A 25337-nucleotide genomic window follows, 5' to 3' on the forward strand; every position below is an offset into this window, starting at 1 on the left:
TGACGGTTTAAAGATGATTTCTCTGTGGTCGCGCCGCCTTAATCCGGCCTTGTGTTAAGCTTTTGGCCGTAATTGCGCCCCAAAGATCGCTTTCGCCTTGTAACGACAGCCGTTCCCGCAACCAAAGGATGAAACCCGCTTTGATGGTCCCGTCTTTCCTCAAAATGACTTACGGCAGGGATGGCGGCGCGGTCTTTCTTACAGCCCGCGCAGGGAGAACGACGATCAACGGGATTCGCTGTCTCGATAAACGCGGCGTTATAGGAGTGATCGATTATCCGCGCTTCGTCATCAGTTCCGTGTTCCGCGCGTCGGCGGTCATCATTTGCGATGTCGAGCGCATGACGCCCGACTATGAGGCTCGCGTCATCAAGGCCCTCAGAGGGTGGCGCAGCATGGCTCAGCCGCCCGTCATCCTCAATGCGCCGCCGAAGCCGTTGCGGCGCTACGAGCTTTTGAAAAGGCTCTGCAAGCTGGGCTTAAACCGGAAGGATGTTCACCGGCTTGACGATCCGTACACAATCGAAAAAGCACGCTTCCCCTGCTTCATTCGCGACGAGACCGGACATCACCTGACGCCGGATTCGCCCCGTCTTTTGCATTCGCGTGACGAACTCGCCGATGAAATCTCCAAATTGGAGCAAAACGGCGTCCCGGCTTATGGAAAAATCGTGGTCGAATTCGAAGACACCCGCGACGACACCGGCATGTATTGCAAGATGGCGTATTACAGGGTTGCTGATGCGCTAATCCCTGCGCACCTGTTCTGGAATCCGGAATGGTTCGTGAAATATCCAAAGCCCGGCCTCGTAGCCGAGCGTCCCGACCTGGTTGAACGCGAGCGCAATTTTGTCCAGTCGAGCCCGCATGAAGCCGACATCGCCAAGCTGTTCGACATCGCGGGAATTGAATATGGACGCATCGACTACGGGGTCCGCAAGGATGGCGGGATCCATGTATTTGAAGTCAATACGAATCCCAACAGCGCCGTTCCAAGCCTCGTCGCGCCGGAGAGACAACCCTATATCAATCCCGTTCAGCAGCGAATTGTCAGCGCGCTTGAACGGCTTGCAGACGAAAACCCTTGCATGCGCCTTGCATGGCCACGCGACGAGTTACTCTACCGGCTAAAACGTCAATTATGATCGAGAAAACCATGGCTGCACGAAACAGCGGTGAAAAACGCGTGATTGAATGGTTGAAGGCGTGGGCGAAGGCGATCCGAGACAATGATTTGGCCTCGGGCCGCGCGCTGTTCGCCGAGGACGCCTCCGGTTTCGGCACGATTACGTTGAGGACAGACGGCCTGGACGATCTGGTCGAAGGCCAATGGTCCCGCGTGTGGGCAAACACGACGGGTTTCGATTTCGATTGGAAGGGGCTTTCCATCCGCCTCTCGCCAGACGGATTGCAGGCGGGCGTTCAGACCTTGTGGACATCGACGGGAAAAGAGAAAACCGGCGAAGACAGAGATCGCGAGGGACGCGCGACTATTATTCTCACGCGTAATTCGAAAGAGGCCGACTGGAAATGCGTCCACACGCATTTTTCCATGTGGCCGAACTGCGCCGATCACGAATTGCTGAAGTAAAGCGCCGCAACGTTTACTCGGCGGGCTGGGCGGCGGTATCCGGCCGAGGCTCCGATGCAGACGGCGCCGCCTCGCCATGCACCCGCGCCCACCGCTCCTTGATCATTTTTGACGTCAGGCGCGAGCCGTCAGGCGACCATCCCGGCGGCCCGAATGTATAGCCGGCGACTTCCTTCAGCGACGTCGCCTTCGAGATATCCTTGGCGATGCCGATCCACTCATGGAACGAGATCACCAGCGGATTATAGGTGCCGAGATTCTTGATGATGCCGTAGCGGGGCTTTTCCGCGTCGTCTTCGGGAATGAAGGTTCCGAACATCCGGTCCCAGATGATCAGGATGCCCGCATAATTGGCGTCGAGATATTTCGGATTGGTGGCGTGATGCACACGATGATGGCTGGGCGTGTTGAAGATCCATTCGAAAGGACCCATCCGCCCGATCAGCTCCGTATGAATCCAGAACTGATAGAGCAGGCTAATGGCGCCCACAAAGGCGACCATTGCCGGGTGGAACCCCATAAACACCAGCGGCGTCTTGAACAGCAGCGAACCGAGGATATTGCCGGTCCAGGTCTGCCGCAGCGCCGTTGTCAGATTGTAGTGCTGGGAGGAGTGATGAATCACATGGCTCGCCCAGAACCATCGCCGTTCGTGACTGATGCGATGCCACCAGTAATAGCGCAGATCGTCCAGCGTGAGGCAGAGCAGCACCGCCCACCATGTGTTGGGAATTTTGAACGGGGTCAGTTCATAAGCGGCGACAAAAACCACGCCGATGACAAAGATGCCGCCAAAAAGAGGGGCAATCTGGCTGCCGAACCCCATAAGGAGGCTCGCCGCTGAATCCTTCGCCTCATAGCGCCCGCGCCCCGTCAGGCGCGCCGCCACGATCTCAATCAGCACAAGGACGAGAAACGCGGGAACCGCGTAGCCGACGATATCCGGAAACTCAAACTCCATGGCCCTTATGTACCCTCGTCCGGGCCCAGTTTGCGAGCCCATTCTGCAGCGCCCTCCGCCGCAATCACGAGCGTTCTGGAGCCCGGATCGTTAGGCCGGATCACCAGCGCATCCTCTTCGGCTTTGGCTCTTAAGGCGACGGCAGGCAACCGCCGGGTGACAAGATCCAGCCCCAGACGGGACACGAGGGCGATGTCCCCGCCCGCCCCTTCAGCGATCGCAGCGCGCCCTTCCCGGTCTATGAGCCAGCGTTGCGGACGGAAATCCGGCTCATCGAAGGCGAGCCGCTCGGATGCGGATTCTCGCGTCACCGCCGCCGGCGGCGATCTGAAAACAATCCAGGCTACAGCCACCATGAACGCAATGGCGCCAAGCGAGATCAAAGAGTCGATGAGGAGATTTCCCGTCATATGCCGATTTAATCGCTCTGGCTTTCAAGCTGCGCCGTCCCGGTTTCGTGAGCCGCGTGATCGGCAAAATGCACTCCAAAGAAATAAGGCCAGATGAACAGCGCCAAAAGCCCCTTCCAGAAGCCCATTTTCAAAAACCCGACGGAAAAGAGCCAGCCGATAAACCACAACACGCCCAGACCGCCATGTTGCTCGATTTTCACCGGTTTGTTCATCAGCCCGCCTCCAGTTTTCGGAATGTAGAATACGCTCTCAAAACAGGTCCAATTTGATTTCAATCAACCGCTGTATCAATAGCGCGCCAGCCCTATTGCGTTGCAGCAAGCAGTTCCTCGAGATACGGCGCCCAGATTTTCGCAATTGTGTGCGTGCCGTGACCGCGCGTTTCGTCCGTAATCGGTAGAACCACCGCCTTGCCATTCGGGACTTTCGCGGTCTCGGTTTCGAGGATGTTCAGTTCCGGCGGATTGACTTGGTCGTCTGCCGAATTGATCGCAAGAAGCGTTGTCGTGATCTCGCGTAGATGCGGCGCCGGATTGTAATTGCGCGAGGCGTCGAAAGCATAAATCGTATCGTTGGGGTCAAGCGCGCTCGTGTAGCGTTCCACGAGCTGGTCCAGAAACGCCTCGGCGTCTTCGCGCGTCGGCGCATCTTTCTGATATTGCAGCGGGCTCGACACCATGAAGATCAGCGGATACATCGCCGCTTTCATGCCTCTCATGGGTTTCTTCTTGTAGTTTCCGCCCTTCCATTCGGGATCGTCCATGATCGCGTCGATGACCATCTTGCGCTGCATCCGGTTGCGCCCTGCGATCTCCACCGGCAGGCTTGCAAGCGGCATCGCGGCGTCCATGAAATCCGGATACATATAAGCCCAAACCCATGAGTGCATACCGCCCATGGAGGTTCCCATGACGAGGCGCAGATGATCGACTTCAAGCCCATCCGTCAGAAGCGCATGCTGGGCGCGCACCATGTCGTCATAATCATATTTCGGGAACTGCATCCGCATGCCGTCTGACGGCTTGGATGAATCCCCGTGGCCAATCCCGTCCGGCAGGATGATAAAATATTCCTCCGCATCGAGAAGCCCACCTTTTTTGAAAAGATAGTCCGCAAACACCGGCCGCAGCAGTGAACCGCCCGATCCTGTCGTGCCGTGCATGATGAGAATGGCGTTCGACGCGCGGCCCGATTCATCCCGGCGTAAGGTTCCGATGGTGCGATAATGGATGCTAAGGTCCATCGTCTCGCCGGTTCCGAACTCGAAATCGTCGATGACGAAATCACCCTCACGCGGCTGCGGATAGACATCCTGCGCCTGCGCGGATGAGAGTGGCCAGAACAGAACGGCGAACACGACGGCGAACAGGCCGAAAATAAAAGAACGATGCCGCATAAGACCTCCATATCTGGAAGAAATCTTACCGCACTCCGCCCGGAGCGTCACGACGAGAGCTGCATAAAGAAAAACGGCGCGCCCGGTGGGCGCGCCGTTCAATTCAATAATCGTAGCGCAGCTTAGCCGACGATTTCGTCTTTGGAGAAGAAGAACTCGATTTCCTGCGCCGCGGTGTCCGGGCCATCAGAACCGTGGACGGAGTTTTCGCCGATGGAAAGCGCGAATTCCTTGCGGATCGTGCCTTCGGCAGCTTCCGCCGGATTGGTCGCGCCCATGATCTCGCGATTGCGCGCGATGGCGTTTTCACCTTCAAGAACCTGAACGACGACGGGCTCCGACATCATGAACTCGACCAGCTCACCGAAGAACGGCCGCTCTTTGTGGACGCCGTAAAAGCCTTCCGCCTGATCCTTCGACATGCGGATCCGCTTGGAGGCGACGACGCGAAGGCCGCCTTCTTCAAGCTTGGCGATGATTTTGCCAGTGATGTTCCGGCGCGTCGCGTCCGGCTTGATGATGGAGAAGGTGCGTTCGAGCGCCATGGGTCAGTCCTCAACTTGTTGTGGAAAATCCGATTTGGCGGGTTCCTAGCAATGCTTTTGCATTGCGGCAAGCCTTAAACGAAAAGGGCGGCCTTGGGGCCGCCCTTCCCGTGAAATTAAAGGTTTTATGACGGATTACGCCGCCTTGCCGTAGAGCTTGTCGCCGGCTTTCGCCATGTCGCGGAATTTCTCCGGCGGATTGAAGCGTGCGCCGTATTTCTGGGCGAGGCTTTCCGCCTTGCGGACAAAAGCGTCGACGCCGATGGTGTCGATATGGCTCATGGGCCCGCCGGTCCAGGGCGCAAAGCCCCAGCCGAAAATCGCGCCAAGATCGGCCGATTGCGGATCGTGAACGATCCCTTCAGCGTAACATTGCGACGCCGGGATCAGCTGGGCGTAGAGAAGGCGCTCTTTGGCCTCTTCCAGTGAAGGCTGGTCCTTGGAAACAGGGAAATATTCGGACAGCCCCTGCCAAAGATGTTTTTTGCCGCCTTCCGGATATTCATAGAAACCGCCGCCGGATTTGCGGCCTTTGCGGCCCAGATCCTCAACCATTTTAACGAGCAGGTCTTCAACGCCTGACGGCTTGTAGTCCTTGCCCAACTCTTTCTTGGTGGAGTTCATAATGCGCAGGCCTAGCTCAAGCGAGGTTTCGTCTGTGAGCGCCAGCGGCCCCACAGGCATACCCAGAGACTTCGCTGCATTTTCAATGAGCGCCGGTTTGATCCCTTCCGCGACCATCAGCATCGCTTCATTGAGGTAAGGCGGCACGACCCGGTTGGTGTAAAAGCCGCGCGTATCTTTGACGACAATCGGCGTTTTCTTGATGAGCCGCACATAATCGAGCGCCGTCGCCAGCGCCTTGTCGCCGGATTTTTCGCCCGGAATGATTTCGACGAGCGGCATCTTGTCCACCGGCGAGAAGAAGTGAATGCCGATGAACTGGTCCGGGCGCTCCGAATGTATCGCAAGGCCCGTAATCGGCAAAGTCGACGTGTTGGACGCAAAAATAACATCCTTGCCGATCACGGCTTCGGTGCGTTTGATAACATCGGCCTTCACGTCCGGGTCTTCAAACACGGCTTCGATAATCAGGTCGACATCTTTGAGGTCATCGTAATCGGTCGTTGGCGTGATGCGGGCGAGCAGCTCGTCGCCTTTTTCTTTCGTCACCTTGCCGCGGGAGACGCCTTTTTCGACGATCTTTTCTGAATAGCCTTTACCTTTTTGGGCGTATTCAAGATCGCGGTCGAGCAGCACGACTTCGGCGCCGCCTTTCGCCGTGACGTAAGCAATGCCGGCGCCCATCATCCCGGCGCCGAGAACGCCGACCTTTTTCAGTTCAGAAGCAGGCACGTCTTTCGGCCGCTGTTCGCCTTTTTCCGCCGCCTGTTTGTTGATGAACAGCGTGCGGATCATATTGCGGGTTTGCGCAGAGGACAGGAGCTTCAGGAAATATTTGGACTCAATCCGGATCGCCGTATCCATGGGCACGATCGAGCCTTCATAGAGGCATGACAGAATGTACTGGATCGCGGGGTAATTGTGGTTTGTCTCTTTTTGCGCCATCGCATTGGCGCCGATGAAGAACTGAACCGCGCGCGGATCCATGGCCCCGCCGCCGCCCGGAAATTTGAAGCCTTTCTTGTCCCAGGGCTGCACTGCTTTCGGGTTGGCCTTCACCCATTCCTTGGCTTTCGCGACAACCTGATCGGCGGGAACGACGTCCTGAACAATACCTTGCGCCTTCGCCGTCGCCGGATCGATCGGCTTGCCTTGCGTCGCCAGCATCGCCGCATTTTGAAGCCCTGCAAGACGCGGCAAGCGCTGTGTGCCGCCGGCGCCGGGAAGAAGCCCGACCTGCACTTCCGGCACACCGAGCTGGATCTTCGGGTTGTCGGCGACGACGCGATGATGACAGGCGAGAACGATCTCAAGGCCGCCGCCAAGCGCCAAGCCGTTTACCGCCGCAGCCACCGGCTTGGCGAAAGCCTCGCCCTTTTGCAGCGCCTTGACCGGCTGACCGCCGGTTTCAAGCTTGCGGAAGACACTATTCAGCGTGAACGCGCTTTCGAATTGTTCCTTTTTTGATGTTGGCGCGCCGCCCGCGCCGCCGCTGCCGAGCATGTTGAGATCAGCGCCGGCGAGGAAGCCAGACGCTTTTCCTGACGTGATGACGGCGCCTTTGACATTCTCATCCGCCAGAAATGCATCGACCCAGTTTGCAAAATCCTGCATCAGGTCGGCGTCCCATACATTCATGGACTTGCCGGGGACATCAATCGTAACGAGCGCAATGCCGTCGCTGTCGACGTCAACATTCAGTGTTTTGTAAGTCATGTTTTTCTACCCGTCCGAATTGTTTAATTTACGCGCTCAATAATCGTCGCGGTGCCCATGCCGGCGCCGATGCAAAGTGTAATCAGCGCTGTTTCCTTCCCTGAGCGTTCAAGCTCGTCGACCATGGTGCCCATAATCATGGCGCCGGTGGCGCCGAGCGGGTGGCCCATGGCGATCGCGCCGCCATTCACATTGATATCGGCATGATCGATGTCGAGCGCTTGCATGAAACGCAGAACGACAGACGCAAAAGCTTCGTTGAGCTCCCAGAGATCAATGTCTTTCTTGTCCATGCCAGCGCGTTTCAAAGCCTTCGCCGCGGCGAATTCCGGCCCGGTGAGCATGATGGTCGGTTCAGAGCCGATAGACGCCATGGACCTGATCCGGGCGCGCGGCTTGATGCCGAGTTTCTTGCCAATTTCTTCATTGCCGATCAGCACCGCCGCAGCGCCGTCAACGATCCCTGAGGAATTGCCGGCGTGATGGACGTGATTGATCTTTTCAAACTCGGCGTATTTCTGAAGCGCCACGGCGTCGAAGCCGGGGAATTCACCGAGCATGGCGAAGGACGGGTTGAGCGCGCCGAGGGACTGCATGTCGGTATTCGCCCGAACGGTTTCGTCATGGTCAAGGAGGACGTCGCCGATGACATCTTTCACCGGCATGATGGATTTTGAGAACCGGTTTTCTTTCCAGCTTTGCGCCGCGCGTTTCTGGCTCTCCACCGCATAGGCATCCACATCGTCGCGGGAAAGACCGTATTTGGTGGCGATGAGGTCCGCGGAAATGCCCTGCGGCACGAAATAGGTTTTGAAGGCCGTGGTCGGGTCCGTCGGCCAGGCGCCGCCATCCGAGCCCATGGGCACGCGCGACATGGATTCGACGCCGCCGCCAATGGTGAGATCCGCCTCGCCCGCCTTCACCTTGGCCGCCGCGATATTGATCGCTTCGAGCCCTGAAGCGCAGAACCGGTTCACCTGAATGCCCGACGTTGTTTCCGGATAGCCGGCATTGAGGATCGCCGTGCGGGTGACGACCGCGCCCTGCTCTCCCACGGGAGAGACGCAGCCAAAAGCCACATCCTCGATTTCGCCGGCGTCGATCTCGCTGCGGTCGCGAATGGCTTCCAGAACCTGCGTCGCGAGGCCGACTGGCGTCACCTCGTGGAGGGAGCCGTCCGGCTTGCCTTTGCCGCGCGGGGTGCGGACTGCGTCATAAATATAGGCTTCCGTCATGGGAGCGTCCTTTCGACCTGAGGGTCTTCGCAAAATGAAACTCTTCTTGAGCGCTGGGGGTGCGCTCCAGTTCTTCCAGGCCAGTAGTTAGAACCCGAGCGGGCGGGAGGCAATGGCGCGATGCAGCAAGACAAAAGCCCGAACTCACATTTTCAACGGCCCCGGCATCGGCTAAGGCGGACGTGAAAAGCCCTTGGAGCCGCCCGGAACCGCTATGCCTCACACCGCCCCGCTCGACGCCCTCCGCAGCAGCATCAGAGAGCATTATCTCGCGCCGGAAGATGTGATCGGCCCCGAGCTCATCACCATGGCGGGCCTAGATCAAACAACGCGGGACGCCGCTCAGCGCCGCGCCGCGGATTTTGTCAGGACCGCCCGGGCCCATGCAGAGCGCTCCGGCCTCATTGATAAATTTTTACAGGAATATGGCCTGTCGACGGCCGAGGGCGTCACCCTCATGCGCCTCGCCGAAGCGCTCCTCAGAACGCCGGACGCAACAACCGCCGACGCCCTGATCGAAGACAAGATCGAGGCCGGCGACTGGTCCGCCCATAAGGGTAAAAGCCCCTTCCCCCTGGTCAATTTCTCAACCCGCGCGCTGATGCTGACCGCCGCCTGGCTGGACGATGTCGAAGCCCAGGACCCGCTCCGCCGGATGGTGCGCGCCACCAAGGAAACGCTCGACCGGCTGGGCGAGCCGGTGATCCGCGCGTCGGTGGGCCAGGCCATGCGCATCATGGGGGAACATTTCGTTCTCGGCGAAACCATCGCCGCCGCCATGAAGCGCGCCCGCAAATTCGAAGACAAGGGCTATGTCTTTTCCTTCGATATGCTCGGCGAGGCGGCGCATACAGAACAGGACGCGCAGCGATATTTCGACGAATACAAAGCCGCCATCGCTGCAATTTCAAAACATTCACGACATGAGTATGCGCCGGTAAATCCGGGAATCTCCGTAAAGCTTTCGGCGCTTCACCCGCGCTATGAATACGCCAAGAAGGCGCGCGTGCTCGCAGAACTTGGCGGGCGTGTCTGCGAGCTCGCCATTCAGGCGAAAGCCGCCAATATGGGCTTTAATATCGACGCGGAAGAGGCGGATCGCCTCGACCTTTCCCTGGACATCATCGAAATGCTGATGCGCGACCCGGCCCTTGCCGGATGGGACGGGTTTGGCGTCGTAGTGCAGGCTTACCAGCGCCGGGCGCCGCATGTGCTCGACTGGCTGGCGGCGCTTTCCCGCGAGACCGGGCGGCGGATCATGGTGCGCCTCGTGAAGGGCGCCTATTGGGATTCTGAAATCAAACGCGCCCAGGTGATGGGGCTCGAAAGCTATCCCGTCTTCACCCGCAAGGTGCTGACCGATGTGAGTTATCTCGCCTGCGCGCGGAAGCTTTTCGACAATATCGACGTCTTCTTCCCACAATTCGCCACCCACAACGCCCTCTCCGCCGCCATGGTTCAGGCGATGGCCGGCGACCACAAGGATTACGAGCTCCAACGCCTCCACGGCATGGGCGAGGCGCTCCATGACAGCCTTTTGGAAACTGGCGCGCGCTCACGCATTTACGCCCCGGTCGGCGGCCACAAGGAACTCTTGCCTTATCTCGTGCGGCGTCTTTTGGAAAACGGCGCCAACTCCTCTTTCGTCAACCAGCTGATCGATCCGGATTTATCGGTCGATGACGTGGTCGCCGATCCGCTCGACGAGATCGCGGACATTACATCCTACCCAAATCCGCATATCCCGGCGCCGCGCGATTGCCTGAACGGTGAACGCCTTTCCGCAAAAGGGTGGGACGAGACTCACCCGCCAACTGCGGCAAAGATGTCGCCTGCGGTTCGCAGCGCTCTCGTTCCTGTCGATGCCCGTCCGATCGTCAACGGCAAGTTGCTTTCCGGCGCAAAAGAACCCGTCATCAACCCGGCCTTCACCAACGATCCGGTGGGTTCAGCGCAACCCGCAAATGAAGACGCCGTCGACAAGGCGTGCGCCGCCGCATCCGCCTTCGCGGGTGAATGGGCTGGGACGCCAGCCAAACAGCGCGCCGATGCCTTGCGCCGCGCTGCAGACATGCTGGAGAACCGCGGGGAGCAGTTCATGGCGCTCGCGGTTTACGAGGCTGGCAAGACCTGGCCTGACGCTATCGCCGAACTGCGCGAGGCCGTGGACTTCCTGCGCTATTACGCTGACCGCAGCGAAGAGCTGCAAACACCTCCCCTGGGCGTGATCGCCTGTATTTCCCCCTGGAATTTCCCTCTCGCGATTTTCCTCGGACAGGTCAGCGCGGGGCTTGCCGCCGGTAATTGCGTCATCGCCAAACCCGCTGAACAGACCCCGCTGATCGCGTTCGAGGCGGTCAAGCTTCTCCTTGAAGCCGGCGTTCCCCCGGCGGCGCTTCACTATCTGCCCGGTGACGGCCCAACCGTCGGCGCGCCCTTAACGGCGCATCCCGCTATAGGCGGCGTTGTTTTCACCGGCTCCACAGAAGTCGCACAGATCATCAAGAAAAGCCTTGTCGCCGCGGGCAAGCATGATGCGGCGCTTATCGCCGAAACCGGCGGTATCAACGCCATGATCATCGATTCCACCGCGCTGCTGGAGCAGGCGGTGAAAGACGTTGTCGATTCAGCATTCCAGAGCGCTGGCCAGCGCTGCTCCGCGTGCCGGCTTGTTTGCATTCAGGAAGACGTCGCTGACCGGTTTAATGAAATGCTCGCCGGCGCCATGAGAGAGCTCGCTGTCGGCGATCCTTCGGAATTATACACCGATGTGGGACCCGTCATCGACGAGGAAGCGCGATCCAATATTCAAAACTATGCGGATCACATCAAATTCGAAGCAAAGCTGATCGCGACAGCGCCGGAAACAGAACATGGCGTCAACGGAACATTCATCAGCCCGGCCGCCTTCGAAATTCATAAACTGTCCGAACTGAAACGAGAAATCTTCGGCCCCGTCCTCCATGTATTGCGCTACAGCGCCGACAAACTCGACATGCTCGTTAACGAGATCAACGGCCTTGGCTACGGTCTCACCATGGGCATCCACACACGCATCGACGAAACCATGGAGCGTATCGCCCGGCGTGCGCGCATCGGCAATATCTATGTGAACCGGAACCAGATCGGCGCGGTTGTCGGTGTCCAGCCCTTTGGCGGCGAAGGCCTGTCCGGCACCGGCCCCAAAGCGGGCGGACCGCACTATCTCACGGCGCTGACCCAGCGGCCGCGCCCCGAGGGCGCCGCGCTGGCGCCCGTCATGGATAGCGATGAGATGTCTTTAGAAAAAGCCGCTTTCGAAAACGCAATCGACGCTTTGCGGCCATGGGCCAATTGTGACCGCAAGCCGATCCTTGACAAAGCCATGAGCGCGCTGAGCGGTCTCAACGCCAATATCAAACAGGCCGTCGATGAAGCGCTTGCTCAATTTACATCGACTACGGAACTTCCCGGTCCTACAGGCGAGTCGAACACGTTAAGGCTTAGACCGCGGGGCATCGCCCTCTGTCTTGGCGGAGATAATCCGGACGGCGGCGACGTCGTGAAACAGATACTTCTTTGCCTCGCTGCAGGCGGCCCCGTGATCACCCTCCAAAGCGATATCGCAAAAACAGTAGCAGCGGCCATGAACGCCGCCGGGGCGCCGAAAGGCGTTATCAGCTTTATCGGCCCCCATGCTTCCCACGCCCTATTGCGAGACCGGCGCCTGCGTCTCGTCGTCTTCGATGGCGGTCCCGCCGCTCGCGCCGACATCGAAACAGTGCTCGCCGAACGGCAGGGGGCGATTATTCCGCTCCTCTCGAGCCTCGACGCGCCCTGGCGCTTTGCCGCAGAACGCACTTTAACCATAAACACCACGGCGGCCGGCGGCGACGTTCGATTGTTGTCACTGGGCGAATAAGGCTACACTGCCGGGGTAAAACGCCATTTGACCGCCTGGACTGCTACACTCATCGCAGCAGAAGGGCGCTTCGCCGCAGCGCGCTTGGCCCGCGCCGAAGGACACGCCATTTTTTCATGAACAAACCCGAGACCATAAAAATGAGCACTATTCCAGTTGACGCGCCGAAGACGGGGCCGTTCATCGCCGCGCCGGGAAGCTCGCGCGAGTGGATGAACTGGATCTTCGCCGACAAGGCGCGCATGTTCTGGATTCTCCAGATTGCGGGCTGGCTCGGCTTTTTTGCGCTTCACATCCTCAGCGTCTCGACCTTCGTCGCAGGCCGGTCTTCGGACTCGCTGCTCTATTCCGTCGCCTCTTCGCTGATCGGCTTTTTGACGACGAGCATTCTCGCACGGCCGATTTACCGTTTTGCGCGCCGTCAAGGACCCGCGCTGCTCCTTACCATTGTGCTGACCTCCACAATATTGATGGCGGTCGCCATGTCGGCCATGAAGGCGCAAACCTTTGGCTTTCTTTTTGGCAATGGCTGGATGGATTTGCGCGGGGCAAGCCTTGGCACCACCAATTATCTTCTACTCATTGTGCCGGACCTGCCCGTGAACCTTTTCCTTCTCGGCTCCTGGGCGGGCTTTTATTTCGGCATCAATTATTATCTGAAACTTCGCAGCGAAATGGAGCGCGCAATCTTTTCTGCGAGACTGGCTGACCAGGCGCAGCTCAAAATGCTGCGCTATCAGCTTAACCCGCATTTTCTTTTCAACACCCTCAATGCGATTTCAACGCTTGTCCTTGAGCAAGACGGCAAGCAAGCGAATTCCATGCTGACGCAATTGTCGGCGTTTCTGCGCTATTCCCTCGACAATGATCCATTGCAGAAAACAACGCTCGCAGAGGAAGTACGCGCGCTGGAGCTTTATCTTACCATTGAAAAAACCCGTTTCGCCGACCGGCTGACCGTCAAATTCGATGTCGATGAAGACACGCTCGGGGCTTATGTGCCCTCCCTCATCCTTCAGCCGGCGATTGAAAACGCCATCAAATACGCCATCGCCCAGATGGAATCGGGCGGTGAAATCCGCATCACCGCCAAACGCGAAGGTGGCATGCTCGCCATGACCGTCTGTGACAATGGGCCAAACGCGCCGGAAGATCCGAATGCGCTTCTCGATAATGTCAAAACCGGGGTTGGCCTCGTTAATATGCGTGACCGCCTAGGCTATCTTTATCAGGAAAGAGCGCAGTTCCAACTGCGCCATGTGGAGCCGCAGGGGATGTGCGTATCCTTGCGCATTCCATTTGAAACACGGGGATAAGAACAAATGAGCGACGAAAAAATCCGCGTCATTCTGGTTGATGACGAACCACTGGCCCTGAGGGGATTGAAACTTCGCCTGCAAGCTTTTCCGGAAATCGAAATTGTAGGTGAATGCGCCAATGGCCGCGAGGCTGTAAAAGAGATCAAGGCGCTGACGCCTGATCTTGTTTTTCTGGATATACAGATGCCGGGCCTTGACGGATTCGGAGTCGTTCGCGCCATGATTGGCGCGCCGGCGCCGCTCTTTATTTTCGTCACCGCCTACGACAAATACGCCATTGACGCCTTCGAGGCGAACGCGCTCGATTACATCGTCAAACCGGTGGAGGAAGAACGCCTCAGCGACGCCCTGCACCGCGCGCGCGAAGCGCTGAAAAGCAAAGCGGCGGCGAGCCGTGAATCAAAGCTCATTGAAATGCTCGCCTCCCTTTCCGACGATGACCGTGACCGAATTAAAGAGCTCATCGCCGATCCCGAATGGACCGACAAACAGCGTTATCCGGAACGCCTTTCCTTCAAGGACGGCTCAAAAGTCGTCATGCTCGACGCCGATGAAATCGAATGGATCGACGCCGCCGGCGACTATATGTGCATCCATGCCGGCGGAAAGACCCATATCATCCGCGAAACCATGAAAGCGCTGCAAACACGCCTCGATCCGGAGCGGTTTCAACGCGTTCACCGGTCGGCCATCGTCAATGTGAAACGGGTCAAGGAACTGCACCCGCATTCCAATGGCGAGTATTTTCTTATTCTCGATAATGGCGCCGAACTGAAACTCTCACGTTCCTATAAGGATGTGGTCGCCCGCTTTCTCTAGCCGAGCAGGATCTTTTCGGCGCGCGCGAGGTCTTCCGGCGAATTGATGTTGAGAAACGCATTCTCTTCCTCAAACATCACTTGTTCGGCGTGAACACTGTCAGCAAGCTCCTTTAGGGGAAAACCGTAAGCGTCCGGCGCCGTTGAAAGCGCAGCATGCAAAGCATCGCAGCGCCAGTAAGCAAAGGTCGGATGAACGCCCGCCGCATCGCAAGCAATGGCCGAACCAATGCCGCCGGACAAGCGCTCATAGAGGTCGGCGGGAAGGAACGGCCCGTCTATAGGCACGGACAAAAATCCTTCCGCCTCCGGCGCATGGTCTGCGATCCACGACAGCGCCGCCCAAAGGCCTGCGGCGGGGCCGAGCGGTCCATCGGCCCGATCAGAAACAACAGTCACGCCGGCGCCGTAATCATGGGCTCCGGACATCAATATGCGGTCTGACTGCGGCGCCAGCCGCGCCAGCACATGATCGGCAAGCCGCCGCCCGGCGAGCATGAGCGCGCCTTTATCGGCGCCGCCCATGCGCCGCCCTCCACCTCCTGCAAGGATGACGGCAATCCTCTCCGTGTTCTTGTCGGGCGTTCCATTTACTTGTGGCATCGTCTACAACACGCGTCGAAAAAGCTTCAAAATCATGCCCTTATATCTGATTTTCTTATTCTTTGTCACAGCTGTGCTTTACGCCTCGGTCGGGTTCGGCGGCGGCTCCACCTATAACGCGCTGCTGGTCCTGTCCGGCGCCGATTACCGCATCCTTCCTGCGATCGCGCTGAGCTGCAACATCATTGTCGTCGCCGGGGGAACCTTCGCCTTCGCCCGCAGAGGCAATCTGCAGTTTCGCCGGATCGCGCCTTTTCTGATCACTTCCATCCCGGCCGCCTGGGCGGGCGGTCGCATCCCTGTTTCGGAAACGCTGTTTATCGGCGTCCTGGGCTTTTCGTTACTGGCCGCCGGGTTGCATCTGGCGCTCGACCGCAAACGCGATGCGGATGCGGATGTGCAGCCTGCTTCTTCGATGCTTGCCTGGATCGTCGGCGGCCTGATCGGATTTCTTTCCGGCCTTGTCGGCATTGGCGGCGGCATTTTCCTGGCGCCGGTGCTCTATCTCATTCGCTGGGGCAAGCCGAAGGAAATCGCCGGCGCCTGTAGCGTCTTCATTCTCATGAATTCGCTTTCAGGGCTGACCGGCCAACTCATGAAACTTGGCGACATGGGCGCGCTCTCCATGATCGGGGATTACTGGATGCTGTTTCCGGCGGTGCTGATTGGCGGGCAAGTCGGCTCACGCCTCGCGAATGTGGGCCTATCGAGCCTGGCCATCAAACGCCTGACCGCTGTGCTCATTCTTTATGTCAGCGTGCGTCTCCTGCTGCGCTGGTATGGCATGGTCTTTTAACGCAGGCGCACGAACTCGACTTTATCGCCGGCTTCAAGCGCCGGCGCATGCGCCAAACGGCGAAGGAGCGCGTTGGCTGTCCCAAAAGGAAAGAGCAGCGAGCTATCCTGGTTCGGCGCCAGCGTAATGACCCCGTCTTTTTCCTGCGCCCGCATATAAGCCTCACGACCGCCATTCGCGCTAACCGGGGCCGCCAGAGCCGCCGTCCAAAACGGCGCCGACCAATCCTCTCCAGCCAGACGGCGCACCAGCGGCTGAACGAATAACGCCGCCGTAACAATCGCCGATGCGGGATTTCCGGGAAGGCCGATAACCCGCGTTTCACCAATCCTTCCACACCAGACAGGCTTGCCCGGCCGCACGGCGACTTTTGAAAATTTCGTTTCGCCGCCTTCTTTGGCGAAAGCCGATTTCACAAAATCATAATCACCGACGGAGGCGCCGCCCACCGGAATAATAATGTCGGTCTCGGCCCCGCGCTTGAAATAGTCGCGAATGGCGTCTTCGCTGTCGCTCGCACAGCCAAGATAGATCGCCTCCCCGCCCCACTTCCGGATCATGGCGCAAAGCGCATAGTGATTTGAATTGATGATCTCGCCAGGCTTCAACTCGGACCCCGGCTCCTTCAGTTCATCGCCATTGGAAAAGACCGCGACCTTTGGGCGGCGATAAACGCAAATCTCCGCTATATTCGCCGCCGCAAAAAGCGCGCTATGGATTTCATGAAGGCGCGCGCCTTTTTCGGCCAACATGTCGCCTTTTTTGAAATCGATTCCCGCAGCACGAATATTGCGCGGCTGTTCCTGATCCTCATTGACGGTGATGCGCTCGCCCTCGCGGGTCACATCTTCCTGTATCACAACATGATCGGCGCCCGCCGGAACTGCGCCGCCGGTGAAAATCCGCACCGCCTCGCCTTCGCCGACTTTGCCGTCAAAGGGCGCGCCGGCCGGAGCTTCGCCAATGACCGTGAGAACGGCCGTTTCTTTCATGTCAACGAAACGCACCGCATACCCATCCATCGCAGACGCCGGGAAAGGCGGCTGGGTCATGCGCGCCTTGACGTCTTCCGCAGCGATGCGATCAACGATCTCGCTCAGGCCTGTTTTTTCAGCGCCAAGTGGCGCAGCGCCATCCATTATGGCGGCGATAGCTTCATCAACGCTCAACATCAGCTAAGCACCGCGCCTGAAATCGCCGGACGCGCCGCCGGATTTTTCGACCAGCTTCACGTCTTCAATGATCATGGATTTATCGACGGCCTTCGCCATGTCGTAGATTGTCAGACATGCAGTCATGACCGCCGTAAGCGCCTCCATCTCGACACCGGTCTTGCCGGCGGTCTTGACCTCCGCCGTCACGATAAAAGCATGCGCGGCGTCATCGGGCTCAATCCGCACATTCAGTCCCGTAAGCGGCAAAGGGTGGCAAAGCGGAATAAGATCGCTGGTGCGTTTAGCCCCCATGATTCCGGCGAGTTCAGCGACGCTCGCCACATCGCCCTTTTTGACGCCGCCCGACCGCACGGTCTTATAGCTCTCAGCGGTAAAGACAACGCGGCCTTGCGCGACCGCGCGGCGCTCAGTCTCGGCCTTGGCCGAAACATCGACCATGCGCGCCCGGCCTTTTTCGTCAAAATGGGTAAGGTCCTTGGTCACTTACTTTTCCATCAGCTATTTTTCAGTAAGTCGGGGCATTAGCTCTACAAGATTACAGGGCTTGTGCCGGGAATCGAGCTGAAACGAGATCACCTTGTCCCAGCCGTCTTTGACGGCGCCGTTAGAACCAGGCAGGCAGAAAATGAATTTTCCCCTCACCACGCCCCCGCACGCCCGTGATTGCAGGGTCGAAAGACCTACGCTTTGAAAACTCACCTGATGAAAAATCACCGAAAAGCCTTCAATCTCTTTTTCGAATAGCGGACGAACGGCTTCTACGGTTACGTCCCTGCCCGTCAGCCCGGTTCCGCCGGTGGAAATGATGACGTCCACTTCCGGATCGTCGATCCATCTGGTCACGACATTCTGAATTGTTTCGATATCGTCGCGGACGAGATCACGCGCGGCAAGCTGATGCCCGGCCGCCTCAATCCTCTGAGCGAGAATATCGCCGGAGGTGTCATTGGCGCTTGTGCGCGTATCGCTGACCGTCAGCACCGCCACGCGCACAGGCCTGAACTCAAGCTCTTCATTGATGCCGTGCATTATTCTTCCTCGTCATTCCGCGCAGGCTGTCTCCAGCGGGCGGCGTCCTTATAGTCTTCTTTACGGGGTTCGATCCACGCCTCACCGCTTTTACGGATTTCCTTTTTCCAGAACATGGCCTCTGTCTTGAGGTAATCCATGAGAAAATCCGCCGCTTCAAAGGCTTCACGGCGATGCGCGCTGGCGACGCAGACCATGACGATCGGCTCGCCAGGCTCTAACGCGCCCACGCGGTGAATGATGAGCGCATCCTCAATTTCCCAGCGCTGGCGCGCTTTTGCTTCGATCTCTCCAATGGAGCGCTCGGTCACGCCAGGATAATGTTCGAGATAAAGCGCCTTGACGGGATCCCCGCCAGCGATGGCTCGCACCTTGCCAACAAAACTGACGACGGCGCCGGCGCCAGACGCTTTTTTCTCGAAGGCGGAAAGCTCCGCCCCCGGGTCGAAAGGCTCTGAGGCGACATTGATCATGGCTAGCCGCCGCTGACAGGCGGCAGGAAGGCGATTTCGTCTTCATCGCTGATCGCGGCGTCGCGGGGCGCAATCATTTCATTGATGATGAACCGCACGGACTTTTCGCCAAGCGCAGAAGCGAGAGCATCTTCTTTTGCGCAGAGGGCGGACACAAGGTCGTCAATCGTCTTCGTCGCTTCGCCGAGGGGCCAGTCGCGCGATCGTCCGCCGGCGGCGTCTGCAAGCTTTCCGAAAAAAAGGATGCGCGCCATCTCTACCCTCCCGTTACCGACATATGCCGGGAGACTGCCGGCGCGGCGCCGCGTTCAGAAATGTCGAATGTATGGCGCTCCGGTTTTTTCAGCATGGCCCGGTCGAGCGCAGCATCAAGCGCCTCTTGCGGGTTGTCTCCCCGCATGGCCGCGCGCAGGTCGACTTTTTCACCAGACCCCAGACACATATAGATCTCGCCGGTGCACGTAACGCGCACCCGGTTGCAGCCCGCGCAGAAATTATTGGTCAGCGGCGTGATCAGGCCAAGCACGCCGCCTGTCTCCTCAACCTTCAGATAACGCGCAGGTCCGCCGGTTTTCATCTCCAGCGGCGTCAGGGTCCATTGCGTCTGTAATTTATCCTGCATGACCGTGAGCGGCAGATATTGGTCAGTGCGGTCTTCCTCAATCTCGCCCAGCGGCATCACCTCGATTAGCGTCAGGTCCATGTCGCGGCCATGAGCCCATTCAATCATCGCCGGAATTTCATCCTCGTTGACGCCCTTCAGCGCCACCGTATTGATCTTGACCTTGAGACCGGCGGCTTGCGCAGCGTCAAGGCCGCGCAACACGTCCGACAAACGATCGCGCCGGGTAAGCGTCGCGAATTTGACGTCGTCAAGCGTATCAAGCGACACGTTGATACGTTTGACGCCGAGCGAGGCCAGCACATCGGCATGATGGAAAAGCTGCGTGCCGTTGGTGGTCAGCGTGAGTTCGTCAAGATCGCCCTTGTCGAGCCGCCGCCCAAGCCGCGCCATCAAGGTCATGATGTCCCGCCGGACCAATGGCTCGCCGCCCGTGATGCGGATTTTTCTGACGCCACGATCGATAAAGGCGCCGGCAAGCTGCTCCAGCTCTTCAAGCGACAACACATCGCGCTTGGGGAGGAACTTCATCTCCTCCGCCATGCAATAGGTGCAGCGCAGATCGCATCTGTCTGTCACGGAAAGGCGCAGATAGGTAATCTGGCGGCCGAATGTATCGCGAAGCGCTGTCATGGGTACTGATCTACCATGTGGGGCGCTTCGCGAGCAATTCCAGTCCTGAAAGCTAGGCCAGCCCGACGATCTGGCCGTCTTTATCGAGGCCAATTTCGAGCGCCGCCGGTTTTTTCGGCAGGCCCGGCATCGTCATGATATCGCCGCAGACCGCCACGACGAACCCTGCGCCGGCGGAAAGCCGCGCCTCACGCACCTCCAGCGTATGGCCCGACGGGGCGCCCAGATTGGTCGGGTCCGTCGAGAAGCTGTATTGCGTCTTGGCGATGCACACGGGAACGTGACCGAAGCCGAGCTTTTCAAACTCTTTCAGGCTGTTCGCCGCCGCGGAAGAAAGGGAGATCCCTTCTGCGCCGTAAATCTCCTTCGCCACCGTTTCGATCTTTTTGGCCAGCGGCGTGTCATCCGGGTACAGCAACTTGCCTTCAGACTTGCCCTTGTCGAGTTCTTCTTTGACCGCCGTTGCAAGCTCAACAGCGCCTTTGCCGCCTTCGGCCCAATGTTTGGACAGCGCGACTTTAACACCGAGCTCTTCACCAAGCTTCTTGATGACCGCAACTTCCTCATCCGTGTCATGAATGAAATGGTTGATGGCGACGACTGGATTGAGACCGTATTTCTTGAGATTGGTGATGTGGCGCTTGAGATTGACAGCGCCTTTTTCAACGGCGCCGGCGTTGGGCGCGCCAAGATCGCCTTTGGCGACGCCGCCCTGCATTTTAAGCGCGCGCACCGTCGCAACCAGAACAACCGCATCCGGCCACAAGCCCGACTGACGGCATTTGATGTCGAGAAACTTCTCCGCGCCAAGATCGGCGCCGAAGCCGGCCTCGGTGACGACAACGTCAGCGAGTTTCATCGCCGTCTTGGTCGCCATCACCGAGTTACAGCCATGAGCGATGTTCGCAAACGGGCCGCCATGAATGAACGCCGGATTGTGCTCAATCGTCTGCACCAGGTTCGGCTGTAACGCATCCTTCAAGAGCACCGCCATGGCGCCGTCGGCGCCGATATCACCAGCCGTCACCGGCGACTTGTCGCGGCGGCGCGCAACGATGATCCTGCTCAGGCGCTCGCGCAAATCTTCAATGTCATTGGCAAGACACAGGATCGCCATGACTTCCGAGGCAACCGTAATGTCGAACCCGTTCTCGCGCGGCACGCCATTGGCGGGCCCGCCAAGACCGATGACGATATTGCGCAGGGCGCGGTCATTCATGTCGACGACACGGCGGAAGACGACGCGGCGCGGATCGATCTCCTGTTCGTTGCCCCAATAAATATGATTGTCGATCATGGCGGCGAGCAACGAGTGCGCGGACGTGATCGCATGGAAGTCGCCGTTAAAGTGAAGGTTGATATCCTCCATGGGAATGACTTGCGCACGCCCGCCGCCGGCGGCGCCGCCTTTCATGCCGAAGCAAGGACCGAGCGATGGCTCACGGAGACAGACCATGGCGTTGACGCCGATCTGGTTCAGACCATCCGTCACGCCCACGCTGGTCGTCGTCTTGCCCTCGCCCGCCGGTGTCGGGGTAATGGCGGTGACAAGAACCAGCTTGGCGTCTTTACGGTCTTTCACGGAATTGATGTAGTCGAGAGAAACCTTCGCCTTGTGATGCCCGAATGGCACCAGCGCTTCCGGCGGCACGCCGAGGCGCTTTTCCGCGAGCGGCAGGATAGGGTCCATTTTCGCCGCGCGGGCGATTTCAATGTCAGGAGCGCCCGGCGCGGGCAAATTATCTTGCGTCATGCGATCTTAGCCGGTCGTGCCGGCCCTCCCTTTTTTTGAGATTGTATGTATAGCATACATTTATGGGGCCGCGCGAACAAAAGTCTTTCCATCACGGCAATACAAACTCACATTCGCCTCCCGCGCTTTTGCAATTGCGAAAGAAGTCGGGCCGGATACGCTGGCGACGGCCTGAACGCCAACTCTCGCGCATTTTTCAATGATTTCATAGGAACAACGGCTCGACATCAACACAAAGCCGGCAGTCAAATCGGCGCCTTCACGGGCCAGAGCGCCAATCAGCTTGTCGAGCGCGTTATGGCGGCCGACATCCTCACGCACGGTCAGGATCGCCCCATCCCGCATCGCCCATGCCGCGCCATGAACGGTCCTTGTCGCCTCATTCAAAGGTTGATGTGCGCGCAAATCTTCGAGCGCCCGCTCCAGCGCCTCTCTGGCGATTTCAACGGGCGCATCTGCAACTTTGGGAAGCGTTTCAAAAAACGTCTCGGCGTTTTCAAGACCGCAGACACCGCAGCCTGCGCGCCCAACGAGATTGCGCCGCTGCTGACGAATATCGAGCCGCTCAAGCTTTTCCGGCGCAATCGACAAATGAAGCTCAATCCCCCGCGCACTCTGATGAATGTCGACCGAGGCGATGTCATCCAGCTTGTCGACGACCCGTTCCGTCAGAGAAAAGCCGACGGCGAAATCCTCCATGTCAGCGGGCGTCGCCAGCATGACCGCATAATTGCGCTTGTTGTAAACAAACGCGACCGGCGTTTCCGTCGGAACGCGCCACGCGCCGCCGGTCACCGGCGTTACCCGTTCAAGGGGCGGCGCGTCGCCGAACCTTTTGAAGGTCGTCACGCTATTCCGCAGGCTCTACGACACCGTCGGTCAGGATACGGCGAAGCTCCGGCGTCGTCGCTTGATATTCTTCCTGCCACTGCGATTTATGGTTCGCCGGCGCAACCTCCACGGCTGTCACCTTGTATTCGGGGCAGCTTGTCGCCCAGTCGGAATTTTCCGTCGTCACGACATTGGCGCCCGTCTCCGGATGGTGGAAGGTTGTGTAGACAACTCCCGGCGCCATGCGGTCGGAAACCAGCGCCTTCAGCGTGATCTCACCCTTGCGGCTGCGGATGGAGACCCAATGTCCATCACGGATGCCGCGCGCCTGTGCGTCAGAAGGATGGATTTCAAGCACATCTTCGGCGTGCCAGTCGCTATTATGGGTGCGCCGGGTTTGCGCGCCAACATTATATTGCGACAGGATCCGGCCCGTGGTGAGGATCAGCGGGAATTTACGGTTCGTTTTTTCCGTCGTGGGCACATATTCGGTAACGACAAACAACCCCTTGCCGCGCACGAAGCCGTCCACATGCATGATCGGCGTGCCGTCCGGCGCATCGTCATTGCACGGCCATTGCACGCTGCCGCGCTCATCCAGCATTTTGTGCGAGACATGAGCGAAGGTTGGCGTCAACTCAGCGATTTCATCCATGATTTCGGCCGAGCTTTCGTAATTCATCTCAGCATAGCCGAGGGCGTTGCAAAGCATCTGCGTTGCTTCCCATTCCTGAATGCCGGTCTGGGTGCGCAAGGCCGGGCGCACGCGATTGATGCGCCGTTCGGCGTTGATGAAACAGCCGTCTTTTTCGAGGAAGGATGTGCCCGGGAAGAAGACATGGGCGAAGCGCGCCGTCTCGTTCAGGAAAAGATCCTGCACGATGATGCACTCCATGGACCTCAGCGCCGCCTCGACATGCAGTGTGTTCGGATCGGACTGGGCGATGTCCTCGCCCTGGACATAAAGCCCCTTGAACGTGCCGTTACAGGCTTCATCGAACATGTTGGGAATACGATATCCCGGCTCAGCGTCCTGTTCGCGGCCCCATGCCTTCGAAAACAGCTCTCGCGCCGCATCGTTCTTCACCGAACGATAGGCTGAGAACTCATGGGGGAACGACCCCATATCGCAAGAGCCCTGCACATTATTCTGGCCGCGCAGCGGGTTCACGCCAACGCCGCGGCGGCCGATATTCCCTGTCGCCATGGCGAGGTTCGCCATGCCCATGACCATGGTCGAGCCCTGGCTATGCTCCGTGACGCCAAGACCGTAATAGATCGCCGCATTGCCGCCGGTCGCATAAAGTCTTGCCGCGGCGCGAATGTCTTCGGCGGGAACGCCGGTGGATTTGGACACTTCCTCCGGTGAATTTTCCTCGCCCTTCACGAAGTCGAGCCACTCCTTGAATGACGGCAGATCGCACCGTTCCTTGATGAACCCTTCATCAAGAAGGCCTTCCGTCGCCGCCACATGGGCGAAGGCGTTGACCATGGCGACATTGGTGCCCGGCTGTAACGGAAGGTGATGCGCCGCTGCGATATGCGGTGTTTTGACAAGGTCAATGGCGCGCGGATCGATGATGATCAGTTTGGCGCCGTCGCGCAGGCGGCGCTTCATCTGCGAAGCGAACACAGGATGCGCATCCGTCGGGTTCGCGCCGATGATCAAAACAACATCCGCTTCCTCGACGCTGTCAAAATCCTGCGTGCCGGCCGACGTGCCAAAGGTTTGATTCAGACCGTATCCTGTGGGGGAATGGCAGACCCGCGCGCAGGTGTCGATATTGTTGTTGCCAAAGGCGGTGCGCACCATTTTGACGACCGCCCAGACTTCCTCGATCGTGCAGCGCGAAGATGAGATCGCGCCGATGGATTTCCGGCCGTATTTCTCCTGCGTCGCTTTCAGTTTGGCCGCGGCGAAATCGACCGCTTCCTGCCAACTGACTTCGCGCCAGGGGTCGGTGATCTTGTCGCGGACCATGGGGCTCGTGATGCGGTCCTTGTGGGTCGCATACCCCCAGGCGAAGCGCCCCTTGACGCAGGAATGGCCATGATTGGCCTTGCCGTCTTTATGAGGCGTCATGCGGATCACCTGATCGCCTTTGAGCTCGGCCTTGAAGGAACAGCCGACGCCGCAATAAGCGCAGGTCGTCAATACCGTGCGATCCGGCACGCCATGCTCGACGACAGATTTTTCCTGCAAGGTCGCCGTCGGACATGCTTCAACGCAGGCGCCGCAGGAAACGCATTCAGAATCGAAGAAATTGGCGCCGCCCACAGCAACGCGGGAGTTGAAGCCGCGCCCTTCAATGGTCAGCGCCAGCGTGCCCTGCACCTCGTCGCAGGCGCGTACGCAGCGCGAGCAAACAATGCATTTTGAAGGATCATATTCGAAATAAGGGTTTGACACGTCCTTAGCGAGCTTGGTGTGGTTTTCGCCTTCATAACCATACCGCACTTCGCGAAGCCCGACGGCGCCGGCCATATCCTGAAGCTCGCAATCGCCATTATCCGAACAGGTGAGGCAATCGAGCGGGTGATCGGAGATATACAGCTCCATCACGCCGCGGCGCAGCTTTGCAAGCCTATCCGTCTGGGTGCGGATTTTCATGCCTTCGCGCACGGGCGTCGTGCAGGACGCCGGCGTTCCTTTCGCGCCCTCAATCTCGACAAGACAAAGCCGGCAGGATCCGAACGACTTCACCATATCCGTCGCGCACAGCTTTGGAATGGAAATCCCGATCTCCTGGGCGGCGCGCATGACGCTGGCGCCCTCTTCCACCTCGACGTTAAAGCCGTCGATTTCGACGGTGACCTTTTTGCCGGCGCCGTTCTTTGGCTTCGGTTTCGGGGTGCCGTAATCAGTTTCTTTCAAGAGGGCCATGATCGCCTTCTCCATTCTG

Annotated in this window: 23 protein-coding genes; 6 read left to right on the top strand and 17 right to left on the bottom strand. The window is 58.7% G+C overall.

The window, feature by feature from the left end; translation table 11 throughout:
• Positions 1–143: 143 nt before the first annotated feature.
• Both ACFC5L_RS11340 and ACFC5L_RS11345 read left to right on the top strand, forming a co-directional pair.
• Complete coding sequence (locus ACFC5L_RS11340) at positions 144–1145, top strand: hypothetical protein (protein ID WP_375202827.1); 1002 nt, start codon at positions 144–146, stop codon at positions 1143–1145.
• Positions 1142–1591 (top strand): YybH family protein, encoded by a 450-nt coding sequence (locus ACFC5L_RS11345; RefSeq protein WP_375202826.1) that lies wholly within the window; start codon positions 1142–1144, stop codon positions 1589–1591. The genes ACFC5L_RS11340 and ACFC5L_RS11345 overlap by 4 nt, the downstream gene beginning before the upstream one ends.
• A gap of 13 nt (positions 1592–1604) precedes the next feature.
• Here ACFC5L_RS11345 and ACFC5L_RS11350 read toward each other — a convergent pair whose 3' ends face one another.
• The 7 genes from ACFC5L_RS11350 to ACFC5L_RS11380 all read right to left on the bottom strand — a co-directional run bounded on the left by ACFC5L_RS11350 (position 1605) and on the right by ACFC5L_RS11380 (position 8481).
• The gene (locus ACFC5L_RS11350; protein WP_375202825.1) at positions 1605–2552 is read right to left on the bottom strand and encodes a sterol desaturase family protein; all 948 of its coding nucleotides are present in this window, start codon (positions 2550–2552) and stop codon (positions 1605–1607) included.
• Between the two features lie 5 nt (positions 2553–2557).
• Positions 2558–2962, bottom strand: a complete 405-nt coding sequence (locus ACFC5L_RS11355) for a hypothetical protein (RefSeq protein ID WP_375202824.1) — start codon at positions 2960–2962, stop codon at positions 2558–2560.
• An 8-nt stretch (positions 2963–2970) separates the two neighbouring features.
• Complete coding sequence (locus ACFC5L_RS11360; RefSeq protein ID WP_375202823.1) at positions 2971–3177, bottom strand: hypothetical protein; 207 nt, start codon at positions 3175–3177, stop codon at positions 2971–2973.
• 92 nt (positions 3178–3269) lie between these two features.
• A complete protein-coding gene (locus tag ACFC5L_RS11365; protein ID WP_375202822.1) occupies positions 3270–4361 on the bottom strand; it encodes an alpha/beta fold hydrolase in 1092 nt (363 codons plus the stop codon).
• A gap of 122 nt (positions 4362–4483) precedes the next feature.
• Entirely contained in the window at positions 4484–4906 is a 423-nt protein-coding gene (gene ndk / locus ACFC5L_RS11370) for a nucleoside-diphosphate kinase (protein WP_375202821.1), read from the bottom strand.
• A 135-nt stretch (positions 4907–5041) separates the two neighbouring features.
• Positions 5042–7246, bottom strand: coding sequence for a 3-hydroxyacyl-CoA dehydrogenase NAD-binding domain-containing protein (locus tag ACFC5L_RS11375; protein WP_375202820.1), 2205 nt, complete (start codon positions 7244–7246; stop codon positions 5042–5044).
• Between the two features lie 23 nt (positions 7247–7269).
• Positions 7270–8481: an acetyl-CoA C-acetyltransferase gene (locus ACFC5L_RS11380; protein ID WP_375202819.1), complete on the bottom strand. Its 1212-nt coding sequence runs from the start codon at positions 8479–8481 to the stop codon at positions 7270–7272.
• Positions 8482–8695: 214 nt separating this feature from the next.
• Here ACFC5L_RS11380 and putA point away from each other — a divergent pair, with 214 nt between their 5' ends.
• From putA to ACFC5L_RS11395, 3 genes are all read left to right on the top strand, one after another.
• Positions 8696–12382 carry a bifunctional proline dehydrogenase/L-glutamate gamma-semialdehyde dehydrogenase PutA gene (gene putA, locus ACFC5L_RS11385; RefSeq protein ID WP_375202818.1) on the top strand — a complete coding sequence of 1229 codons (3687 nt, stop codon included), beginning with the start codon at positions 8696–8698 and terminating at the stop codon, positions 12380–12382.
• Between the two features lie 140 nt (positions 12383–12522).
• On the top strand, positions 12523–13698 hold the full coding sequence (locus tag ACFC5L_RS11390) for a sensor histidine kinase (RefSeq protein ID WP_375202817.1): 1176 nt from the start codon (positions 12523–12525) through the stop codon (positions 13696–13698).
• A 6-nt stretch (positions 13699–13704) separates the two neighbouring features.
• Positions 13705–14520 (top strand): LytR/AlgR family response regulator transcription factor, encoded by an 816-nt coding sequence (locus tag ACFC5L_RS11395; RefSeq protein ID WP_375202816.1) that lies wholly within the window; start codon positions 13705–13707, stop codon positions 14518–14520.
• Here ACFC5L_RS11395 and mobA read toward each other — a convergent pair.
• A complete protein-coding gene (mobA, locus tag ACFC5L_RS11400; protein ID WP_375202815.1) occupies positions 14517–15122 on the bottom strand; it encodes a molybdenum cofactor guanylyltransferase in 606 nt (201 codons plus the stop codon). The genes ACFC5L_RS11395 and mobA overlap by 4 nt on opposite strands.
• Positions 15123–15156: 34 nt before the next feature.
• Here mobA and ACFC5L_RS11405 point away from each other — a divergent pair, with 34 nt between their 5' ends.
• Positions 15157–15918, top strand: a complete 762-nt coding sequence (locus tag ACFC5L_RS11405; protein ID WP_375202814.1) for a sulfite exporter TauE/SafE family protein — start codon at positions 15157–15159, stop codon at positions 15916–15918.
• Here the strand turns inward: ACFC5L_RS11405 and ACFC5L_RS11410 are convergent.
• Genes ACFC5L_RS11410 through fdhF form a run of 9 tightly spaced genes read right to left on the bottom strand, consistent with a single transcriptional unit; the run spans position 15915 to position 25318 of the window.
• Positions 15915–17090: a molybdopterin molybdotransferase MoeA gene (locus tag ACFC5L_RS11410; RefSeq protein ID WP_375202813.1), complete on the bottom strand. Its 1176-nt coding sequence runs from the start codon at positions 17088–17090 to the stop codon at positions 15915–15917. The genes ACFC5L_RS11405 and ACFC5L_RS11410 overlap by 4 nt on opposite strands.
• 3 nt (positions 17091–17093) lie before the next feature.
• On the bottom strand, positions 17094–17531 hold the full coding sequence (gene moaC / locus ACFC5L_RS11415; RefSeq protein ID WP_375203284.1) for a cyclic pyranopterin monophosphate synthase MoaC: 438 nt from the start codon (positions 17529–17531) through the stop codon (positions 17094–17096).
• 60 nt (positions 17532–17591) lie between these two features.
• Complete coding sequence (gene moaB, locus ACFC5L_RS11420) at positions 17592–18122, bottom strand: molybdenum cofactor biosynthesis protein B (RefSeq protein ID WP_375202812.1); 531 nt, start codon at positions 18120–18122, stop codon at positions 17592–17594.
• Entirely contained in the window at positions 18122–18595 is a 474-nt protein-coding gene (locus ACFC5L_RS11425) for a molybdenum cofactor biosynthesis protein MoaE (protein WP_375202811.1), read from the bottom strand. The genes moaB and ACFC5L_RS11425 overlap by 1 nt, the downstream gene beginning before the upstream one ends.
• 2 nt (positions 18596–18597) lie before the next feature.
• Positions 18598–18849: a MoaD/ThiS family protein gene (locus tag ACFC5L_RS11430; RefSeq protein WP_375202810.1), complete on the bottom strand. Its 252-nt coding sequence runs from the start codon at positions 18847–18849 to the stop codon at positions 18598–18600.
• 2 nt (positions 18850–18851) lie between these two features.
• Positions 18852–19850 (bottom strand): GTP 3',8-cyclase MoaA, encoded by a 999-nt coding sequence (moaA, locus tag ACFC5L_RS11435; RefSeq protein WP_375202809.1) that lies wholly within the window; start codon positions 19848–19850, stop codon positions 18852–18854.
• A 52-nt stretch (positions 19851–19902) separates the two neighbouring features.
• On the bottom strand, positions 19903–21603 hold the full coding sequence (locus ACFC5L_RS11440) for a formate--tetrahydrofolate ligase (RefSeq protein WP_375202808.1): 1701 nt from the start codon (positions 21601–21603) through the stop codon (positions 19903–19905).
• Between the two features lie 60 nt (positions 21604–21663).
• A complete protein-coding gene (fdhD, locus tag ACFC5L_RS11445) occupies positions 21664–22452 on the bottom strand; it encodes a formate dehydrogenase accessory sulfurtransferase FdhD (protein ID WP_375202807.1) in 789 nt (262 codons plus the stop codon).
• 1 nt (position 22453) lies between these two features.
• Positions 22454–25318, bottom strand: coding sequence for a formate dehydrogenase subunit alpha (fdhF, locus tag ACFC5L_RS11450; RefSeq protein WP_375202806.1), 2865 nt, complete (start codon positions 25316–25318; stop codon positions 22454–22456).
• Positions 25319–25337 lie beyond the last annotated feature (19 nt).

Source organism: Hyphococcus sp. (genome assembly GCF_041986965.1).
Lineage (GTDB): Bacteria > Pseudomonadota > Alphaproteobacteria > Caulobacterales > Parvularculaceae > Hyphococcus.

What these genes read in the sequence shown, in the direction of transcription:
- ACFC5L_RS11355 (WP_375202824.1), bottom strand. Translation starts at nt 2,962, where the DNA reads ATGACGGGAAATCTCCTCATCGACTCTTTGATCTCGCTTGGCGCCATT.
- ACFC5L_RS11380 (WP_375202819.1), bottom strand. Translation starts at nt 8,481, where the DNA reads ATGACGGAAGCCTATATTTATGACGCAGTCCGCACCCCGCGCGGCAAA.
- ACFC5L_RS11405 (WP_375202814.1), top strand. Translation starts at nt 15,157, where the DNA reads ATGCCCTTATATCTGATTTTCTTATTCTTTGTCACAGCTGTGCTTTAC.
- ACFC5L_RS11440 (WP_375202808.1), bottom strand. Translation starts at nt 21,603, where the DNA reads ATGACGCAAGATAATTTGCCCGCGCCGGGCGCTCCTGACATTGAAATC.
- ACFC5L_RS11395 (WP_375202816.1), top strand. Translation starts at nt 13,705, where the DNA reads ATGAGCGACGAAAAAATCCGCGTCATTCTGGTTGATGACGAACCACTG.
- putA (WP_375202818.1), top strand. Translation starts at nt 8,696, where the DNA reads ATGCCTCACACCGCCCCGCTCGACGCCCTCCGCAGCAGCATCAGAGAG.
- ACFC5L_RS11345 (WP_375202826.1), top strand. Translation starts at nt 1,142, where the DNA reads ATGATCGAGAAAACCATGGCTGCACGAAACAGCGGTGAAAAACGCGTG.
- fdhF (WP_375202806.1), bottom strand. Translation starts at nt 25,318, where the DNA reads ATGGCCCTCTTGAAAGAAACTGATTACGGCACCCCGAAACCGAAGCCA.
- ACFC5L_RS11425 (WP_375202811.1), bottom strand. Translation starts at nt 18,595, where the DNA reads ATGATCAATGTCGCCTCAGAGCCTTTCGACCCGGGGGCGGAGCTTTCC.
- ACFC5L_RS11410 (WP_375202813.1), bottom strand. Translation starts at nt 17,090, where the DNA reads ATGTTGAGCGTTGATGAAGCTATCGCCGCCATAATGGATGGCGCTGCG.
- ACFC5L_RS11350 (WP_375202825.1), bottom strand. Translation starts at nt 2,552, where the DNA reads ATGGAGTTTGAGTTTCCGGATATCGTCGGCTACGCGGTTCCCGCGTTT.
- ACFC5L_RS11390 (WP_375202817.1), top strand. Translation starts at nt 12,523, where the DNA reads ATGAGCACTATTCCAGTTGACGCGCCGAAGACGGGGCCGTTCATCGCC.
- ACFC5L_RS11375 (WP_375202820.1), bottom strand. Translation starts at nt 7,246, where the DNA reads ATGACTTACAAAACACTGAATGTTGACGTCGACAGCGACGGCATTGCG.
- moaC (WP_375203284.1), bottom strand. Translation starts at nt 17,531, where the DNA reads ATGGTCGATGTTTCGGCCAAGGCCGAGACTGAGCGCCGCGCGGTCGCG.
- mobA (WP_375202815.1), bottom strand. Translation starts at nt 15,122, where the DNA reads ATGCCACAAGTAAATGGAACGCCCGACAAGAACACGGAGAGGATTGCC.
- ndk (WP_375202821.1), bottom strand. Translation starts at nt 4,906, where the DNA reads ATGGCGCTCGAACGCACCTTCTCCATCATCAAGCCGGACGCGACGCGC.
- ACFC5L_RS11365 (WP_375202822.1), bottom strand. Translation starts at nt 4,361, where the DNA reads ATGCGGCATCGTTCTTTTATTTTCGGCCTGTTCGCCGTCGTGTTCGCC.
- ACFC5L_RS11340 (WP_375202827.1), top strand. Translation starts at nt 144, where the DNA reads ATGGTCCCGTCTTTCCTCAAAATGACTTACGGCAGGGATGGCGGCGCG.
- ACFC5L_RS11430 (WP_375202810.1), bottom strand. Translation starts at nt 18,849, where the DNA reads ATGGCGCGCATCCTTTTTTTCGGAAAGCTTGCAGACGCCGCCGGCGGA.
- moaA (WP_375202809.1), bottom strand. Translation starts at nt 19,850, where the DNA reads ATGACAGCGCTTCGCGATACATTCGGCCGCCAGATTACCTATCTGCGC.
- moaB (WP_375202812.1), bottom strand. Translation starts at nt 18,122, where the DNA reads ATGCACGGCATCAATGAAGAGCTTGAGTTCAGGCCTGTGCGCGTGGCG.
- ACFC5L_RS11360 (WP_375202823.1), bottom strand. Translation starts at nt 3,177, where the DNA reads ATGAACAAACCGGTGAAAATCGAGCAACATGGCGGTCTGGGCGTGTTG.